Source organism: Lysinibacillus sp. NPDC093688 (assembly GCF_050280145.1).
Classification (GTDB): domain Bacteria; phylum Bacillota; class Bacilli; order Bacillales_A; family Planococcaceae; genus Lysinibacillus; species Lysinibacillus xylanilyticus_B.
The window spans coordinates 54,654-72,580 of record NZ_JBNNUX010000008.1; the positions used below are offsets into that span (position 1 = coordinate 54,654).

At 38.5% G+C, this 17,927-nt stretch carries 13 protein-coding genes and 1 pseudogene; 4 read left to right on the top strand and 10 right to left on the bottom strand.

Going from position 1 to position 17,927, the window contains the following annotated elements:
• The 7 genes and pseudogenes from argC to ACQKN2_RS08980 all read right to left on the bottom strand — a co-directional run bounded on the left by argC (position 1) and on the right by ACQKN2_RS08980 (position 9,267).
• Positions 1-1,035 (bottom strand): N-acetyl-gamma-glutamyl-phosphate reductase, encoded by a 1,035-nt coding sequence (gene argC, locus ACQKN2_RS08950; protein WP_427414666.1) that lies wholly within the window; start codon positions 1,033-1,035, stop codon positions 1-3.
• A gap of 405 nt (positions 1,036-1,440) precedes the next feature.
• Positions 1,441-2,877, bottom strand: a complete 1,437-nt coding sequence (locus ACQKN2_RS08955) for a 6-phospho-beta-glucosidase (RefSeq protein WP_427414667.1) — start codon at positions 2,875-2,877, stop codon at positions 1,441-1,443.
• A gap of 193 nt (positions 2,878-3,070) precedes the next feature.
• Positions 3,071-5,029, bottom strand: coding sequence for a beta-glucoside-specific PTS transporter subunit IIABC (locus tag ACQKN2_RS08960; RefSeq protein ID WP_427414668.1), 1,959 nt, complete (start codon positions 5,027-5,029; stop codon positions 3,071-3,073).
• 433 nt (positions 5,030-5,462) lie between these two features.
• Positions 5,463-6,281: a histidine phosphatase family protein gene (locus ACQKN2_RS08965; RefSeq protein ID WP_427414669.1), complete on the bottom strand. Its 819-nt coding sequence runs from the start codon at positions 6,279-6,281 to the stop codon at positions 5,463-5,465.
• Between the two features lie 17 nt (positions 6,282-6,298).
• Positions 6,299-6,526: pseudogene (locus ACQKN2_RS08970) on the bottom strand (family 1 glycosylhydrolase); the annotation flags it as partial.
• A 790-nt stretch (positions 6,527-7,316) separates the two neighbouring features.
• Positions 7,317-8,174, bottom strand: a complete 858-nt coding sequence (gene licT, locus ACQKN2_RS08975) for a BglG family transcription antiterminator LicT (protein ID WP_427414670.1) — start codon at positions 8,172-8,174, stop codon at positions 7,317-7,319.
• A gap of 364 nt (positions 8,175-8,538) precedes the next feature.
• Complete coding sequence (locus ACQKN2_RS08980; protein WP_427414671.1) at positions 8,539-9,267, bottom strand: MurR/RpiR family transcriptional regulator; 729 nt, start codon at positions 9,265-9,267, stop codon at positions 8,539-8,541.
• Positions 9,268-9,544: 277 nt separating this feature from the next.
• Here ACQKN2_RS08980 and ACQKN2_RS08985 point away from each other — a divergent pair, with 277 nt between their 5' ends.
• Positions 9,545-10,873, top strand: a complete 1,329-nt coding sequence (locus ACQKN2_RS08985; RefSeq protein WP_427414672.1) for a 6-phospho-beta-glucosidase — start codon at positions 9,545-9,547, stop codon at positions 10,871-10,873.
• 299 nt (positions 10,874-11,172) lie between these two features.
• On the opposite strand, the gene ACQKN2_RS08990 is transcribed toward ACQKN2_RS08985, so the two are convergent.
• The 3 genes from ACQKN2_RS08990 to acsA all read right to left on the bottom strand — a co-directional run bounded on the left by ACQKN2_RS08990 (position 11,173) and on the right by acsA (position 15,107).
• Positions 11,173-12,525 (bottom strand): glucose-6-phosphate isomerase, encoded by a 1,353-nt coding sequence (locus ACQKN2_RS08990; protein ID WP_427414673.1) that lies wholly within the window; start codon positions 12,523-12,525, stop codon positions 11,173-11,175.
• A 458-nt stretch (positions 12,526-12,983) separates the two neighbouring features.
• Positions 12,984-13,169 (bottom strand): hypothetical protein, encoded by a 186-nt coding sequence (locus tag ACQKN2_RS08995; RefSeq protein WP_427414674.1) that lies wholly within the window; start codon positions 13,167-13,169, stop codon positions 12,984-12,986.
• Positions 13,170-13,379: 210 nt separating this feature from the next.
• On the bottom strand, positions 13,380-15,107 hold the full coding sequence (gene acsA / locus ACQKN2_RS09000; RefSeq protein WP_427414675.1) for an acetate--CoA ligase: 1,728 nt from the start codon (positions 15,105-15,107) through the stop codon (positions 13,380-13,382).
• A 333-nt stretch (positions 15,108-15,440) separates the two neighbouring features.
• Here acsA and ACQKN2_RS09005 point away from each other — a divergent pair, with 333 nt between their 5' ends.
• The 3 genes from ACQKN2_RS09005 to ACQKN2_RS09015 are packed head-to-tail and all read left to right on the top strand — an operon-like array spanning position 15,441 to position 17,904.
• Positions 15,441-16,073, top strand: coding sequence for a GNAT family N-acetyltransferase (locus ACQKN2_RS09005; protein WP_079561699.1), 633 nt, complete (start codon positions 15,441-15,443; stop codon positions 16,071-16,073).
• A 23-nt stretch (positions 16,074-16,096) separates the two neighbouring features.
• Positions 16,097-16,747: an acetoin utilization AcuB family protein gene (locus ACQKN2_RS09010; protein ID WP_323649164.1), complete on the top strand. Its 651-nt coding sequence runs from the start codon at positions 16,097-16,099 to the stop codon at positions 16,745-16,747.
• On the top strand, positions 16,744-17,904 hold the full coding sequence (locus ACQKN2_RS09015) for an acetoin utilization protein AcuC (protein ID WP_323649166.1): 1,161 nt from the start codon (positions 16,744-16,746) through the stop codon (positions 17,902-17,904). Before ACQKN2_RS09010 ends, ACQKN2_RS09015 begins: the two co-directional genes overlap by 4 nt.
• Positions 17,905-17,927: the final 23 nt, after the last annotated feature.

Genomic DNA, 17,927 nt, shown 5'->3' on the forward strand with positions numbered 1-17,927 from the left:
TTAAATAAAGAATGGAACGACATCTAATCCTGTCGTTTGTGGTAAATCAAATTGAACGTTCATATTTTGAATGGCTTGCCCTGCAGCCCCTTTGACTAAATTATCGATGACGCCAACGATTGTGGCACGATTCGTACGGCTATCTACTTTCACAAAAATATCGCAATAGTTTGAACCTTTAACACGGTTTGTTCCTAAGCTATTTACATCTGTAACGATCCGTACAAACGGATGTTTTTCATAGGCATTCTGTAAACAAGTTACTAGCTGCTTCTCTGTAACACCAGGCATAACAGGTGCATATGAGGTAGATAAAATCCCTCTAGACATTGGCACTAAATGAGTATTAAAAGAAATGGTTGTATCGACCCCTGCAAACATTGAAATGGCCTGCTCAATTTCTGGAATATGCTGATGTGCATTCGTTTTATAGATTGATAAGCTTTCATTCGCCTCGCTAAAATGCGTTGTTTGCGATGGCTTATTTCCTGCTCCTGAAATCCCACTTTTCGCATCAATTACTAAAAAGTTTGAATCAATCAATCTTTCTTTTAGCAACGGTAACAATGAAAGTAAAACCGCCGTTGGGTAGCACCCTGGATTTGCGATAAGAGGAGCATTTTGAACATTTTCTGCATTCCATTCAGTTAAGCCATATACACTTTGTTGAATGATTTCCATTGGTGCCGCTTTTTTACCGTACCACGTTTCATAGCTCGCGGGATCTTGTAAACGGAAGTCACCAGACAAGTCTATTAATTTAGGACCTTTCCCTACCAATGGAGGTAGTAGCTCACTTGTCACCCCTGAAGGCGTACTTGTAAAAACAACATCAAATTTCTCTAAAGTCCCATAATCAATTTTTTGTAAAGATGTATCGGCAATATGAGCGAGATGACCAAACTTAGAAGAAAAAATGACACCTTCTTCTGAGGATGTGAATAAATCGATCCGCTCCACTGCTTTATGATTATGTAAAAATCGAATAAGCTCTAATCCACCATATCCGGTTGCACCAACAATTCCTACTTTCAATGCACTCACCCCTGAATTAAGTTAAAATTAGTATACGTCTGCATATTTATTAAGTCAACTGAATTTTTATTTATATCTGAATTTTTCGATAGCACTATTGCGTGAATGATTTTGAAAAAAGTTTGGATAACTAAATCATGTGAAACACTAGAAGATGTCATAGGAGAAACCAAAAGTTATATGACCTTTTATATCGGAGTCAGCGGAATTTAAAAAAGATGACGTCTGCACAATACAGACATTATCTTCTTCAGTTGCCTAGAGTCTTTTTTAAAATGTCCTCTACAAAGGGTACACTTTATTCTCGTTTGTCCCCTTATCACCTTCACCCCTAAAAAAAATTTTACTTTCTTTAAGTGGAACTGTCGAAAATTTGATTCAAGCTCCCATCTCAATCGGATTTGATTAATCTAGATTTTCTCCGTTGGATTCAATCACTTTCTTGAACCAATGGAAGCTCTTCTTTTTCATTCTCTTTAGCGATCCCTCGCCTTCATTATCTTTGTCAACATAAATATAGCCATACCGCTTTTTCATTTCGCCCGTAGAAGCACTGACCAGATCGATTGGTCCCCAACTTGTATACCCGATTATCTCCACGCCATCCTCGATTGCTTCAGCCATTTCCACAATGTGTTTTCTTAAGTAGTCAATCCGATAGTCGTCATTAATATCGCCTTCAGGAGTTACTATATCGACAGCACCTAGGCCATTTTCAACCACAAATAAAGGTTTTTGATAGCGATCGTATAACTGATTCGCCGTAATACGGAAACCCTTAGGATCAATCGTCCAACCCCATTCTGACTTTTCTAAATACGGATTTTCAACAGACCCAAATACATTCCCATTTGTCGTATTTTTTAATACTTCAGGATCCGTGCTTGTTACCCTGCTTGCGTAATAGCTGAACCCGATATAATCAACGGTATGATTTTTTAGAAGTTTTTCATCCTCTTTTTCCATTTCAATTGTCAAATGGTGATCTTTAAAAAAGCGCTTTGCATAGCTTGGATATTGGCCTCGTGATTGCACATCAATGAAGAAAAAGGACTCTCGGTCTTTTTCCATTGCACTCAAAACATCTTCCGGATGACATGTATATGGATAGGTAAACCCCGCAGCTAACATACAACCAATTTTTGCATTCGGTATGATTTCATGACAAGCTTTAACAGCAAGTGCAGATGCGACAAGCTGATGATGTCCCGCTTGATATTGAATTTGTTGTTTATTCTCTCCCTCTTCAAAAACAAGGCCGGCGCCTACAAACGGTAAGTGCAGAAGCATATTGATCTCATTAAATGTCATCCAGTACTTTACTTTATCTTTGTACCTAGCAAAAAGAGTTGTTGCGTACGTTTCAAAAAAATGAACCAATTTTCGATTTCGCCAACTGCCATACGTTTCGATCAAGTGGACAGGTACATCAAAATGAGCAATCGTCACAACAGGTTCAATTCCATGATTTATAAGTTCGTCGAATAAATCATCATAAAACTGCAAGCCTGCCTCATTTGGTTGCTCCTCATCACCATTTGGGAAAATTCGTGCCCAAGCCACTGAAACACGCAGCACTTTGAATCCCATTTCTGCAAACAAAGCAATATCCTCTTTAAAATGATGATAAAAATCAATCGCACCATGAGATGGGTAGTATTCTCCTTCGATTGGTTGAAAGGAATTGATTTGTCCAGTCATCACTTCCCAGCGTTTTTTGCCGGTCGGTAGCAAATCAACAATTGTTAATCCCTTTCCATCTTTAAAAGAAGCTCCTTCAACCTGATTGGCAGCAATCGCACCGCCCCATAAAAAGTCTTTAGGAAATACTAAATTAGACATACTAAAACTCCTTTACAATAGTAGTGGAAGGGAAAACGTTCACTTGTGAGTTCAACAACGCTTCCCTTCTTAATTGATAAAACAGAGATCACTTACGCCTAGATTTTAAAAGGACGTGCACTACCCCAATCCCTTCAAAATTGCGACATCTGCCGGATGAGGCTTCCCCTCCGACTGAATACTAACTTATCACTTAAAGAAGTGGCAAACTACTGTCTGAAGTTACTCCCTCCAACTCGATTAAACGATCACCGACTTCAACGTGCTTAATTCCCGTTATCACTAGATTGTAGTTATCAGAATTGGTCACAACGATTGGTGTTGTTACAACGTATCCCGCTGCCTTAATTGACGCAATCTCAAATTCAATCAGAAGCTGCCCTTTCTCTACACGAGCACCTAGTGCTGTATGAGCAGTGAAATATTTGCCATCAAGTTGGACAGTATTCATCCCTAGATGAATTAAAATTTCTACCCCTTGATCGGTTGTAATCCCAATCGCATGATTTGTTGGAAAAAGCGCAGAAACCGTTCCGGAAATGGGTGAAAATAATTTCCCTTCTACAGGCTCAATGGCAACTCCTTTTCCGAGTGCACCTGATGCAAACGCTGCATCTTTCAGATCCGATACACTCATCACTTCACCTGTTAATGGACTCGCAATCACATCATTTTCAACAGGCATTTCAGGTTCTACGCGGTTCGTATTTTGTGTTGCAGCTAGCGTATTTCCAGCAGCTTGCGCCGTTTTTGTTCCTCTTCCCATTCCAAATAAAAATGTCAGGATAAACGCTAGTACAAAACCGACAAGAATCGCGATAATGGCGCCTGAAAATCCAGCAGTGAACCCGTTTTCCGGATCGATAAAGGTTGGAAAACCAAAGATTCCTAGGCCCCCCATCATAAAACTACGAGTTCCCGACACTCCTAAGATTGCTCCTCCAACAGCCGCAGCAACACAACTCATAATAAACGGTTTTTTCAATGGAAGGGTCACTCCATAAATCGCTGGCTCGGTGACACCGAAAATACCAGAAATAAACGCTGGAATACTAAGAGTTTTCAACTTTTGCTGTTTCGTTTTCATCCACACTGCCAGAACTGCTCCGATTTGAGCGAAAGAAGCCGCAAATGTCAATGCTAAAATTGGATCTGAACCCAAAACCGAAATATTGTTTATCGCAACCGGAACCAAACCCCAGTGCAGACCGAAAATAACAAACACTTGCCACAAACCACCTAGAAAAGCTCCGGCCACTAATGGGCTTAGTTCATAAATCCAAATTGTTCCTTGTCCTAAAAGTTGACCAGCCCATGTTGCAATGGGTCCAATGACCATGAATGTAATCGGTACAATAACAAGCAATGTAAAGAAAGGCACCAAAAACATTTTCACAACATCGGGAATTACTTTTTTAAACCCATTCTCTACTTTTGCCCCAAAATAAGTGGCAAGAATGATCGGAATAACAGACGATGCATAAGACATTAAAATAACTGGAATCCCTAAAAATGTTATATGAATAGGTGATTCAATTATCGTGCCCGCAAACAATGTGTAAAGGGGGTCACCAGTTGTTAGACCTGACAGCGTTGGATAAACCAACGCGGCTCCGATGGCCATCCCGATAAAAATATTTCCCCCGAATTTCTTACTAGCTGTGTAACCGAGGAAGATTGGGAAAAAATAAAACAACGAATCGCCAATCGCGTTTAAGATTTGATAAGTCCCTGACGTATTGCTTAACCAGCCCAATGTTACAAACAGAGCATTAAACCCTTTAATCATCCCGGTTGCCGCTAAAACACCTAGAACCGGAGTAAAGATACTCGAAACGACGTCGATAAATTGGGTAAATAACCCTTCTTTCTTTTTATCAACATCTTCTACAGGCGCTTCTGTACGAAAACCGCCAACCTCGATAACTGCTTTATAGACATCCGGTACATGATTTCCGATGACCACTTGATACTGACCACCACTTTTCATGACCGTAACGATTCCTTCCATATTCTTTAGGACATCTGTCTGTGCCTTTCCTTCATCTTTTAACTTAAAACGCAAACGAGTAATACAATGAACAACGCTGATCACGTTTTCCTTACCGCCAACATTTTCAATAATATCTTTTGCCAATTGTTCATACTTCAACTGATTCCACCTCCACTTTTTATCCTTTTTTTTATAAATGAACACAGACATCAATAAAAACCTACTTAAATTAAATCTCTTAAACCAGATATAACTTCCTTATAGTAGGAATATTAAACCGAAAAGTCGTTCTCTTTTTGAAAAGAGCGAGTCCGGCAAGCCGGGTTCAAAACAGCATCCTAATTTATTGGTAACGCTTTCTCGATAATGGCAAAAAGCTTACCACCTCCTTTAAGGTGAGTCGTCGACACACAATGAGCACTCCTAAATCAGCAACCATTTTGCTAGTGAGAAAACATCTAAAACGAGTGATGGTGATTTTTTCAAATAAAAAACCTGATTCGACTTGAATACAAAGCACAATTCATACATCGTGCCGTTCAAATCAAATCAGGTTATGCCCACAGATGGTAACATTCCTTCCAAAAGATATTTAATTTTGCCCTGCTTCAATATAGCTTAAGTCGTTGACTTTATCTAGCGTATACTTTCCATCTTTGTATTTCACTGTACAAACACTAGCGTTTTTCAAACCGCCTTCAGGAATCTTATAATCATCAAACAATGTAGCTAACAATGCAGATATACTTAATCCATGTGAAGTGATCAATACATTTCCTGTCCCTTCATTCTTCATCTCTTTTTCAACGATGTCTTCAATACCTGCTTTAAGTCTGGTTGTAATCGTCTTATAGTCCTCTGCTGGCCAGTTGATTTTTGCTTCTTCAACATTTTTAGCATCTAATTTTGCTACACTATTAGCAAATGATTCAGGTGTCATATTTTTCATGAACTCTTCTAATGTAACACCTTGATCATCGGCAATATCCTGCCACATCGTATGATTCAAATCACCTTCATACGTACCAAAGTTGAATTCTCTTAATCGCTCATCTGTAATAACTTTTAAATCGGATGATTTTTCATTTTCTTTCACGATCAGATTGGCTGTCTGGATAGCTCTACCACTGTCACTGCTGTAAACATTTTGAAATTCAACATCCTTTAATCCAACCCCCGCAGCGGTTACAACTTCTTCTCCTGCTTTCGTCAATACTGCATCTGACCAGCCTTGAACACGATTAGTTGTGTTCATCATCGTTTTACCATGACGTACGATATACAACGTCAATTCTTCTGGTGTCTTTTTAGCTGTTGCAGCATCGTCTTTTTTCCCATTGCCAGTACTACACCCTGCAACTACTAATAAACTTAGCATTAAAATCCCTAATATTTTTGCTAATCTTTTCATCTTTTTACCCCTCCTTTTTATGTGTTCGTTAAATCTTCCCCATTTGTAGCGATTACTTTTTTATACCAGTCAAATGATTTTTTCTTCGAGCGTTTCAATGTCCCATTCCCTTCATTGTCGCGATCGACATAAATAAAGCTATATTGTTTTTTCATTTCTCCAGTTCCCGCTGAAACAAGATCGATACAGCCCCATGTTGTATAGCCCAGTAGATCAATGCCGTCCAGTTCTACAGCGTCTTTCATGGTCTGGGTCCGGCAGGCCGGGTTCAAAACAGTAACCCAATTTATTAGTAACGCTTTCTCGATAACCTTCCGCCACTTTTAAGGTGAGTCGTCTGCACATAATGAGCACTCCTTGATCAGCAACCCTTTTGCTAGTGAGAAAGCACCCAAAACAAGTGATGGTGATTTTTTCAACAAAAAAACCTGATTCGACTTGGAACAAGGCACAATTCATACATCGTGCCGTTCAAAGCAAATCAGGTTATGCCCAAAGATGGTAACATTCCTTCAAAAGATATTTAATTTTCCTTAGATTATTCACCAACATATACAAAATCCCATAGAAAAACTAAACTATCAGCTTTTCTGTTGGATTAACTTTTTTACTTAAAATATAAAAAAAAATCCATTTCTGTTAAGGTTATCGCGTTGAAACAAACACCAAAGAAAAGAATTCTTATATTGACTACTTTATCGCAAGTACCCTTATATTTCATTCGTTTTATTAAATTAACCCAAGTTGTTTAAAAGGGTTCTCATGCCCGACAATTTTTCTAAAACCTTTTAAGTAATCAATAGAATTAGTTAACTAATAAGTAGTAATGATTCTAAAATTAAATATGTTGATTGATTAGAGGAAGTATTTTCTCTACTTTATTAATAGTTACTTTTTTCATAGTATCCGCATCCCTTATTAGTTGTTTTTTAATAGATTGATAATTATCTTGTAATCACAATATCCAAAGTTGATAGAAAAGTCAAATTTTTCAGTATTTTTTAGAAATCTTACGTTTTTATTCAGGTGAACCAGCTAATTCGTGTATCGGTTGGTGATACGATGAATGTGCAATGTTAAATAAGTTATTTCTTCGTTCGATATAACCCAGCCATACGTATTCTCCAAATAGACCATAATCTTTTGACTGCAGTGAAAGGCCGTTGAATATTTATTTTTTACTTGTTTATAAAGGAATGGGTCATTTCTTTTGGCCTCTTTCTCTTTCTCTTTCTCTTTCCGAATAAACCGGATTGCAGAGAAACGAAGATGTGTTAAGAAACGTTCATGGTTGATTGAGCTTTCATCTAATTCCATCCGGAAATGATATTTAACAATATTCAAAACATTGTTAACAATTTCAGTAACTCGCACGGCTTCAGCCATATCTTCACTGAATAGTTGACTGTTCACTAAATGCAAGGCAATCGAAGCGGCCTCATCTTCCCCAAGTCGGATTCCTGTATCACTTTCAATGATATCTAAGGATTTCAAGGCAATTTGAAACTCCTGCTTATAATATTTTCGAATTTCCCATAACAACACGTTCTTTAAATAAATCCCTTGTTTGTGTCTGCTAATTGCGAGGCTTAAGTGATCGGTTAATGCAACATATAAATATTCATCCAATTTGCTTGAAAGTTCGGATTGGGCATAGTCAAAAATTTTTGAAGAAATATTCACGTATAGTTCAGAAGTATCTTTCAATAAAATAGAAAGCTTCTCAGAGATCTCATGGTTCTCCAATACAAAGGTCTTTTCAATTTTGGAAGCATCAATCGTCTCTCCAATTTTCTTTTGAAAAGCCAATCCCTTCCCCATAACTACAATTTCTTGATTCAATTTAGTAGTCGTCACAACGACATTATTGTTTAAAATCTTTTTGATATACATTTAGACTCCCCCTTCACGAGTTGTTTGCAAATAAAAAAACGATGACATAAAAATCTAAATGTGGATTTAAGAATAGCCTTTTAGCGATTCGATTACAAACGTAGATCTTGCCTGCAAAACAGGAACAACACATGCATTCACCTGTAAGCGTTTTCTTTTTGTTATCTTAACAATTATAATCGTTCTTGGTAAGAACAATATACATCTTGAGTTTTACAAAATGTATAAAATAAACATAAGAAGACGCTGACAAAAGAGAGCGGGCGTAAGTTTATAAGAGTCCGCTCGGAATACTGAAATTGTCTAAATAAAGATCAAAAAATATTTTTTATTACCTTCTACGTTGACAAGGGGAGAATCGTAACTAGTTTTCTTCTTGAGTAAGTCTATAGATTTCTCGGGCCACTGATTCTAAGATATAAATAACGGGTACCTGTGTCGTAATATCTGCGTTTTCAAACCGTTCTTCTGTTACATAATAAGGAATATTTATATCAGAGATTTTCGCAATGGTCGAATGTTTACTATTGGTAATGCTAATAATCTTACTTCCTTCTTGTTTCAACTGATTGATATGAGTGACCGTAAAATCATTTTCTCCTCTGACGGATAAAACGATTGTTACGCTATTTGAGTTGGCTTGAATACGAAAGAACGGATCTTTTATATACACAGAAAATTTACCTAAGCTTGAGAAATATCGTGCTCCGTATTCAGCTAGAATACCAGAACCTCCAATTCCAATAAAAATGACATTATCTGATTCTGACACAACACGAGCAGCTTCCTTAATATTTTCTTCTAGATTTCCTGTTAATGTCCTCTCGAAAAATTCCATCACAGAATGCCCGGAGCCTTTTAACTGAATCGCATTATTTTTTTCTAAATGCCATTTAAGCTTCACTTTAAATTCTGAAAAGCCCTCACAATTTACTTTTCGACAAAAACGTAAAATCGTAGTGGTTGATACATGGGTTTCATCTGCAAGTTCACGTATCCGCATATAGATCACTTTTTCACCGTTTTGACAAATATAGTTGTAGATAGATGTCTCTAACTCATTGAATGACGCAATCGCCTCAATTGTAAACATGACTAAATGATTCTCCTTTCCTTATAAAATGGGGAGACAACCAGTACAATACTTTGAAGGTAGCGTAACATATCTTTTCAATAAAACACAACGTTACGTCGTTGTAACAAATACGTTCTTTTGTTATAAAAAACTAAATGCTCTTTCCCTCTTCACCATCTTACTGAATCGAGTTTACAATCAAATCAGAAAGTGAGAATACGTCACTTTGTAATTCCCTTAAGAGTTAAGAAATTTGATTGCTAGGTTTGCTAAATTATACGGAGGTGCTTAGACGATGACAAAAGGGGTTAAAATTGCAACAATTGGCGGAGGATCAAGTTATACACCTGAATTAGTAGAGGGTTTCATTAAACGCTATGATGAATTACCTCTAAAGGAACTATGGTTAGTCGATGTAGAAGCTGGAAAAGAAAAGTTAGAGATCGTTGGAGAGCTTGCCAAGCGCATGATCAAAAAAGCAGGACTTCCCATCGAAGTGCACTTAACACTTGATCGAAGAGCTGCTTTAAAAGATGCGGATTTTGTGACGACTCAATTTCGGGTAGGACTGCTAGATGCTCGTGCAAAAGATGAAAGAATTCCATTAAAATATGGAGTCCTTGGTCAAGAAACAAATGGACCAGGCGGTTTATTTAAAGGTTTGCGTACAATTCCGGTTATTTTAAATATTTGTGAGGACATGGAAGAGCTCTGCCCTGATGCATGGTTAATCAACTTTACAAATCCTGCTGGCATGATAACAGAAGCCGTATTGCGTTACTCTACCATTAAAAAAGTTGTTGGCTTATGCAATGTTCCAATCGGAATGGAAATGGGGATTGCCAAGTTACTAGATGTAGACCATTCTCGCATCCGTATTGACTTTGCAGGTCTCAATCATATGGTTTATGGATTAGACTTTTATGTGGACGGGGTAAGCGTTAAAGATCAAGTCATTGATCTGTTAATGGACCCTAATAATAGCAGCTTTGTAAAAAATATAGAAAACTTAGATTGGGAACCAGAGTTCATTAAAGCTCTTGATGTTCTACCTTGCCCTTACCATAGGTATTACTACAAAACGAGAGATATGGTAGAAAAAGAAATTGAAAACGCTAAAAAAGAAGGGACTCGTGCCGAGGTCGTTCAAAAGTTAGAAACCGAATTATTTGAACTGTACAAAGATCCGAACCTAGCGATTAAACCACCTCAATTAGAACAACGTGGTGGCGCACATTACTCGGATGCAGCCGTTCGCTTAATTTCGTCTATCTATACAGACAAAAGAGACATTCAACCAGTTAACACACGAAATAATGGAGCAATCGCCAGTATTCCAAATGACTCGGCAGTAGAAGTGAGTTGTATTATTACAAAAGACGGTCCTAAACCAATTGTGATGGGAGATCTTCCTGTACAAGTTCGAGGGTTAGTCCAACAAATCAAGTCATTTGAAAGAGTAGCAGCGGAAGCCGCAGTAACAGGGGACTACAATAAAGCAGTTCTTGCGTTAACAATCAACCCACTGTCTCCTTCTGACACCATTGCCAAAGAAATTGTAGATGAGATGTTAGAGGCACACAAAGAGTTTTTACCTCAGTTTTTTCAAAACGTTACATCCTAAAAATACACCAGTATACGTTGATACTGGAACAATCCGATGATCGCCAAAAGGGCTTGGGAATGAAAAATTCTCAAGCCCTTTCGAGTTGTTCAATTTTATTCGTGTAAAAAGCTTTTGGTTTTCTCGTCATGTTCCTAGCAGAGGCTGATCCTATTCTTGCTACTCTTTCCTACTGTCAAGAGTAGAGTGGACTTGCACCACAGAGTTATCACATACGCCAAGCGCATACCAAAAACCAGTAAAAGAAATAACACTTCTACTGGCATTTATTGTGATCGGATTCAATTTAATTTCAAACGTCATTTTTGCAGTCGTTTCTCCAACAGAGCTTGTTGCTTTTCAAAACCTGGTTTTCCAAGCAAAGCGAACAAATTTGTCTTATACGCTTCAACCCCAGGTTGATCGAATGGGTTAACCCCTAACAAATAGCAACTCATAGCGCATGCCAGTTCAAAAAAGTACACCAAATACCCAAAATGATACTCGTTCAATTCAGGAATTGTAATAAGCAAATTAGGAACGCCTCCATCAGTATGGGCGAGCATCGTTCCTTGAACAGCTTTATTATTGACAAAATCAATCGTTTTCCCGGCTAAATAGTTGAGATCATCCAAATCTATAGCTGCAGCTTCAATTGTCAATTCTTCGCGAGCTTTTCTCACATTCAATACCGTTTCAAATAAGTTGCGACGCCCCTCTTGAACATACTGTCCCACAGAATGTAAATCGGTCGAGAAATTAGCCGAAGCTGGAAACAATCCTTTACCATCTTTTCCTTGACTCTCTCCAAAAAGTTGTTTCCACCATTCCGCTACATAATGCAACGAAGGCTCGTAATTGACAAGCACCTCTGTCGTCATCCCTTTATCGTATAAAATGTTCCTCACAACAGCGTATTGATACGCTTCGTTCGTGACAAGAGAAGGATCATTAAAATTGTTTTGAGCAGCAAGAGCCCCATCCATCATTGATTGAATAGACAGTCCACTGACTGCGATCGGTAAAAGGCCAACAGCAGTCAGTACAGAAAAACGCCCACCTACGTCATCTGGGATAACAAAACACTCATATCCTTCGGTCATCGCGAGTGTTTTAAGAGCCCCTTTCATTTTATCGGTTGTTACATAAATTCGTGATCGTGCTTCTTCTTTCCCATACTTCTCTTCCAGGAATTTTTTTAAAATACGAAAAGCAATCGCTGGCTCTGTAGTTGTTCCTGACTTTGAAATGACATTGACAGAAACATCCTTCCCTTGGAGTAAGGAAAGCAGATCGCTTATATACGTAGAGCTAATATTGTTGCCAACAAAAAACACTTGCGGCCTTTTTCGTTGTTTAGACGATTGTATATTATAAAAGGAATGATTTAATGCCTCGATCGCGGCTCTTGCTCCTACATAAGAACCACCTATCCCGATGACAAGTAGGACATCGCTATCAGCCGTTATTTTTCGAGCAGTCGCTTGAATTCTTGAAAACTCATCTTGATCATATTTCTGCGGTAGATCAAGCCAACCTAGATATTCGCTTCCTGCTCCTTTTCGACTATGTAATGAATGATGCGCCGATGTAATAAAATCTTGCTTGTACTCCATTTCATGATGCCCCATAAATCGCAACGTTTGATCGTACTGAAAACAAATTTTTTCCATCTTAATAAGCCTCCTTCATACCCGTTATGCTACCACTGTACAAAATGTCTCTTCAAAAAGCAAACAACTAAAAATAAATGGATTGATGGCACAGTTCCCTTTTACTATTGATAAAAAAAGGGAACACCTTGATTGTTGGCCATGTAGGCTAATAGCATAACAGCTACCCTTCGTAGGCTAAAAGAAATGGTTGTATCGACCCCTGTAAACATTGAAATGGCCTGCTTAATTTCTGGTATATGCTGATGTACATTCGTTTTATAGATTGATAAACTTTAATTCGCCTCACTAAAATGCGTTGTTTACGATGGCTTATTTCCAGCTCCTGAAACCCCACTTTTCGAATCAATCAATCGCTCTTTTAAGCAATGGTAACACCGAAAGTAAAACCGCTGTTGGATAGCACCCTGGATTTGCGATAAGAGGAGCATATTGAACATTTTCTGCATTCCGTTCAGTTAAGCCATATACACTTTGTTGAACGATTTCCAATGCGCTTTTTTACCGTACCACGCTTCATAGCTCGCTGGATTTTGTAAACGAAAGTCACCAGACAAGTCTATTAATATAGGACCTTTCCCTACCAATGGAGGATAATAGCTCACTTGTCGCCCCTGAAGGCGTACTCGTAAAAACAGCATCACTCTAGAGCCCCATAATCAATTTTTTGTAAAGGTGTATCGGCAATATGAACGAGATGACCAAACTTAGAAGAAAAAATATACCTTCTTCTTTTGAAATAAGTTAAACGAAGGCGGAAACTCATTCACTTTTCGAATGAATCCCCGCCTTCTATTTATGCACTAGACGTATAAATATTTAATTTTTTCAATACCCATACTTATACTACAAAATTAATCTTCCATCGTAGATAAATCACCTGTTGGTAAATTTAACTCCCATGCCTTTAACACACGTCGCATGATCTTCCCACTACGTGTCTTTGGTAGCTTATCCTTAAATTCGATTTCACGAGGTGCTGCGTGTGCAGATAAGCCCTTCTTAACAAAATTACGAATATCCTCAATCAATGCATCTGAAGGTGCTACACCTTCACGTAAGGATACAAAGGCTTTAATAATTTCACCTCGTACAGGATCTGGCTTTCCAATCACCCCTGCCTCGACTATATCAGGATGCTCTAGTAGCTTACTTTCTACCTCAAAAGGACCTACCCGCTCACCAGCTGTCATAATCACATCATCTACACGCCCTTGGAACCAGAAGTAACCATCATCATCCATATAGGCGGAGTCCCCAGACACATACCATTCACCTTTTAAGAAATAGGATTCATAACGCTCTGGATTCCCCCAAATTTGACGCATCATCGCTGGCCAACCACGTCGAATTGCTAGATTCCCCATTGTAAAAGGTGGTACTTCATTACCAGCGTCATCAACAATCGTCGCATGGATACCTGGTAATGGTTTTCCCATTGATCCTGGCTTAATATCCACAGAAGGATAGTTACAAATCATATGTGCACCCGTTTCTGTCATCCACCACGTATCATGAATACGGTGTTTGAGCTCATCAATCCCCCAACGAATTACCTCTGGATTTAATGGCTCACCAACAGATAAAATGTGGCGTAACGAAGATAAATCATAATTCGCAAGCATACCACTACCAGCACCCATTAACATTCTGAAAGCTGTTGGTGCACTATACCAAACTGTTACACTATAATCCTCAATTGCTTGGTACCAAGCTTGCGGAGAGAATCTTCCACCGACAATTAACATTGTAATACCATTTAACCATGGACCAAAAATGCCATATGCTGTTCCAGTTACCCATCCCGGATCAGCCGTACACCAGTAAATATCATCTTCACGCAAATCTAGTACCCATTGCGTCGATTGATATTGTTGAAGCATTGCGTTATGAACATGCAATACGCCCTTTGGTGCTCCAGTTGATCCTGAAGTATAATGAAGAATCATACCATCCTCTCTGTCCACCCATTCAATGTCAAATTGAGAAGATGCTTCTTTCAAGCGTCTATTAAAATCAAAAATTTGTGTTGTTTCCTCTATATCAGATCCTACTAAAAAGACATGCTGCAAATGTGGTAGCTTTGATAAAGGTACACGTTCCAGTAACTCTGGTGTTGTCACTAATACTTTAGCTTCACTATCTGCAAGTCTGTCATAAACAGCACCTTCCATAAATGCCTCGAATAATGGACCTACAATAACACCCATTTTCAATGCACCTAATAAAGAAAAATAAAGTTCCGGTGAACGTGGCATGAAAATAAATAATCGATCACCTTTTTCTAAATTTGTTGCGTCCTTAAAAACATTTGCAGCTTTATTTGTCAGCTTCTTCATTTCATTGAAAGAATAAGCCTCTTTACGTTTTCCATCATTAAAATAAAGTGCAATTTTGTTTTTTCGATGCGTTTCTGTATGACGATCAATTGCCTCATATGCCATATTCACAAGCCCTGTTTCATACCAACTAAATCCCTTTTCTGTCTCTGCCCAATCATGTGTTGCCGCAACTTTCTCATAATCAAGCAAATTATATTGCCCCGGTAAAGCATTCAACTTCTCCAACATTTTCATCCCCATGAAACTACCCCTTTCTTTGCTATTGCCTTAGTACATTAGTAAGCAAATTAATTTCATTATTTACCCCTTCAAAATCCGCCACCTTCTCCAAAGACAAATACGTTATGCGGCACTTGTTATATAACAGTTTAGTCAGTGTAAAATTAATGAATGCTATTCACACTACATTTATCTGTTGAATAACAGATGCAATATACATATATTTTACACGAATTCACCGTTAATGTCTTAATATTTTTACTTTTCCGAAAATACAGGTATATTTTGCAAATAATAGCGTTTTTCCGCAGGAAATCAGCTATAATGGAATTATTAAACTCAGGTGGTGTAATCATGGAACATAAAAGAACTTTTTTTTCTGTCACAAAGGAAACTAAGCACGGTACTGTGTATGTGGAAGGACCTGTTCCTCCAGAAAAATTAGCTACATATTCATTCCACGAAGGCTTGGTTGCTTTTAGACCTCCAAAGCAACAGCAGCAAGCCATTATAGAAATTGCAGGGCTTCCTGAAGGACGAATTATTATTATTCGAAATGAAAACATTATTGTAGGCTACGTCACTTATTTATATCCCGATCCACTTGAACGATGGGCGGAAGATCGAATTGATAACATGATTGAGCTAGGTGCTATTGAAGTCATTCCAGAATATCGTGGTACAGGTGCTGGTAAGGCACTACTAGCCGTGTCTTTTATGGGAGATGAAATGGAAGACTATCTTGTTATCACTACCGAATATTATTGGCATTGGGACTTAAAAGGGACTGGTTTAAATGTTTGGGATTATCGCAAAATGATGGAGAAAATGATGGGCTCTGCTAACTTCGAATATTTTGCTACAGATGACCCTGAAATTACATCACATCCTGCTAACTGCTTGATGGCACGTGAAGGAAAACGCGTGCCCCCTGAGACAATGGAAAGATTTGATAGACTTCGTTTTAGAAATCGCTTCATGTATTAAAACCAACACAAGGGGATGAGTATATGATCGTAGAAGAAATTATGAATGATGAGCCTCACACGCTGGCTCCGACAAATACAGTGTTTGAAGCACTGAAATTAATGCGTGAGAAAAAAGTACGTCATTTGCCAGTTGTAGATGAGGAACATCACGTTCTTGGGGTTATCACTGAAAGAGGTATTAAAGAGGCTTTACCTTCCTCTTTACGGGATGAGCCTAATTCTCCAGTTTTTAATGCAAAAGTGGAAGAAATTATGATTAAAAATCCACTTGTCGGTCATCCACTTGATTTCGTAGAAGAAGTGGCTCTTACTTTTTATGAATCCAAAGTAGGCTGTTTACCCATTGTCTCTGGAGGGAAATTAGTTGGGATTGTAACTACTACGGATTTACTCTATACATATATAGAGTTAACAGGTGCCACTGAACCTGGCTCAAAAATTGAAATTCGTGTAGCCGATACGCCAGGAATATTATTTGAGATCACAAAAGTTTTTCACGAGCATCATGCAAATGTCCAAAGCGTCTTAGTTTATCCTGACTCTGAAAATACGCAAAACAAAATATTAAGCATCCGAGTAAAAACCCTGAATCCACTGGCCATGATTGAAGATCTTCGTAAAGAAGGCTTTGATGTATTATGGCCAAATTTACCAGGTGTTTCATTACAATGAAAAAAGCAGTATTTGTTTACTCGCCAGAACAACTCGGATATAAATTTTCAGATACTCATCCTTTTAATCATAAACGCTTGACGCTTACAATGGATTTGCTAAAGAATATTGATGCTCTTAATGATTTGGATATTGTTCCAGCTCGTGTCGCAACAGAGGAAGAGCTTTTACTTGCCCATGATCCAAAATATATTGATATCGTTAAAAGAGCCGGACACGGTGAGCTTTCAGAGGCACAATGTGAAAGCTACGGCATCGGCACAGAAGATACACCCATTTTTGAAAATATGCATGAAGCAAGTGCACAGCTTGTCGGTGGAACGTTAACAGCTGTCGACTATGTTATGGAAGGAAAGGCCGAGCACGCCCTCAATCTAGGTGGAGGGCTACATCACGGCTTCCGTGGTCGTGCATCAGGTTTTTGTATTTACAACGATAGTACAGTAGCCATTCGCTATTTACAGGAAAAATACAATGCTCGTGTACTTTATGTAGATACTGATGCCCATCATGGAGATGGGGTGCAATGGAGTTTTTATGAAGATCCGGATGTTTGTACATTGTCCATTCATGAAACAGGGCGCTATCTTTTCCCCGGAACAGGTAATATTACGGAACGCGGAAATGGACAAGGCTATGGCGCTTCTTTTAATTTTCCAATTGATGCTTTTACAGAAGATGAGAGTTTCCTAGAAATATATGAAAAAGCTATGCGAGAAGTCTTTGAATTTTTCAAACCGGATGTTGTGCTAACGCAAAATGGCGCAGATGCACATTTTTTCGATCCATTAACACATTTATATGGAACAATGAATATTTATAGAGAAATTCCAAAGCTCGCACATAAATTAGCACATGAATATTGTGGAGGCAAATGGATTGCTGTCGGTGGTGGCGGGTACGATATTTGGCGTGTTGTGCCTCGTGCATGGTCGATGCTATGGCTTGAAATGACAGATCAGCAATTACCGACTGGCCCCCTCCCTCAAGCATGGTTAGATCGTTGGCAGCCTGAAGCGCCAGTGCCTTTTATTCCAACTTGGGAGGATCCTAACCCATTGTATGAACCAATCCCTCGAAAGGCTGAGATTGAAGAAAAAAATGCGCAAATGCTAGCCAAAGCGCTACATATTATTCGTAATGAAAAACGCGTTTAACACTAGCCTCACGACAATCGTGA

Bases quoted from the DNA above. Each gene is read 5' to 3' on its own strand.
- ACQKN2_RS08965 (WP_427414669.1), bottom strand. From the start codon at position 6,281: ATGAAAAGATTAGCAAAAATATTAGGGATTTTAATGCTAAGTTTATTA.
- ACQKN2_RS09010 (WP_323649164.1), top strand. From the start codon at position 16,097: ATGATCGTAGAAGAAATTATGAATGATGAGCCTCACACGCTGGCTCCG.
- ACQKN2_RS08980 (WP_427414671.1), bottom strand. From the start codon at position 9,267: ATGTTTACAATTGAGGCGATTGCGTCATTCAATGAGTTAGAGACATCT.
- ACQKN2_RS09015 (WP_323649166.1), top strand. From the start codon at position 16,744: ATGAAAAAAGCAGTATTTGTTTACTCGCCAGAACAACTCGGATATAAA.
- ACQKN2_RS08955 (WP_427414667.1), bottom strand. From the start codon at position 2,877: ATGTCTAATTTAGTATTTCCTAAAGACTTTTTATGGGGCGGTGCGATT.
- ACQKN2_RS08985 (WP_427414672.1), top strand. From the start codon at position 9,545: ATGACAAAAGGGGTTAAAATTGCAACAATTGGCGGAGGATCAAGTTAT.
- ACQKN2_RS08990 (WP_427414673.1), bottom strand. From the start codon at position 12,525: ATGGAAAAAATTTGTTTTCAGTACGATCAAACGTTGCGATTTATGGGG.
- licT (WP_427414670.1), bottom strand. From the start codon at position 8,174: ATGTATATCAAAAAGATTTTAAACAATAATGTCGTTGTGACGACTACT.
- ACQKN2_RS09005 (WP_079561699.1), top strand. From the start codon at position 15,441: ATGGAACATAAAAGAACTTTTTTTTCTGTCACAAAGGAAACTAAGCAC.
- acsA (WP_427414675.1), bottom strand. From the start codon at position 15,107: ATGGGGATGAAAATGTTGGAGAAGTTGAATGCTTTACCGGGGCAATAT.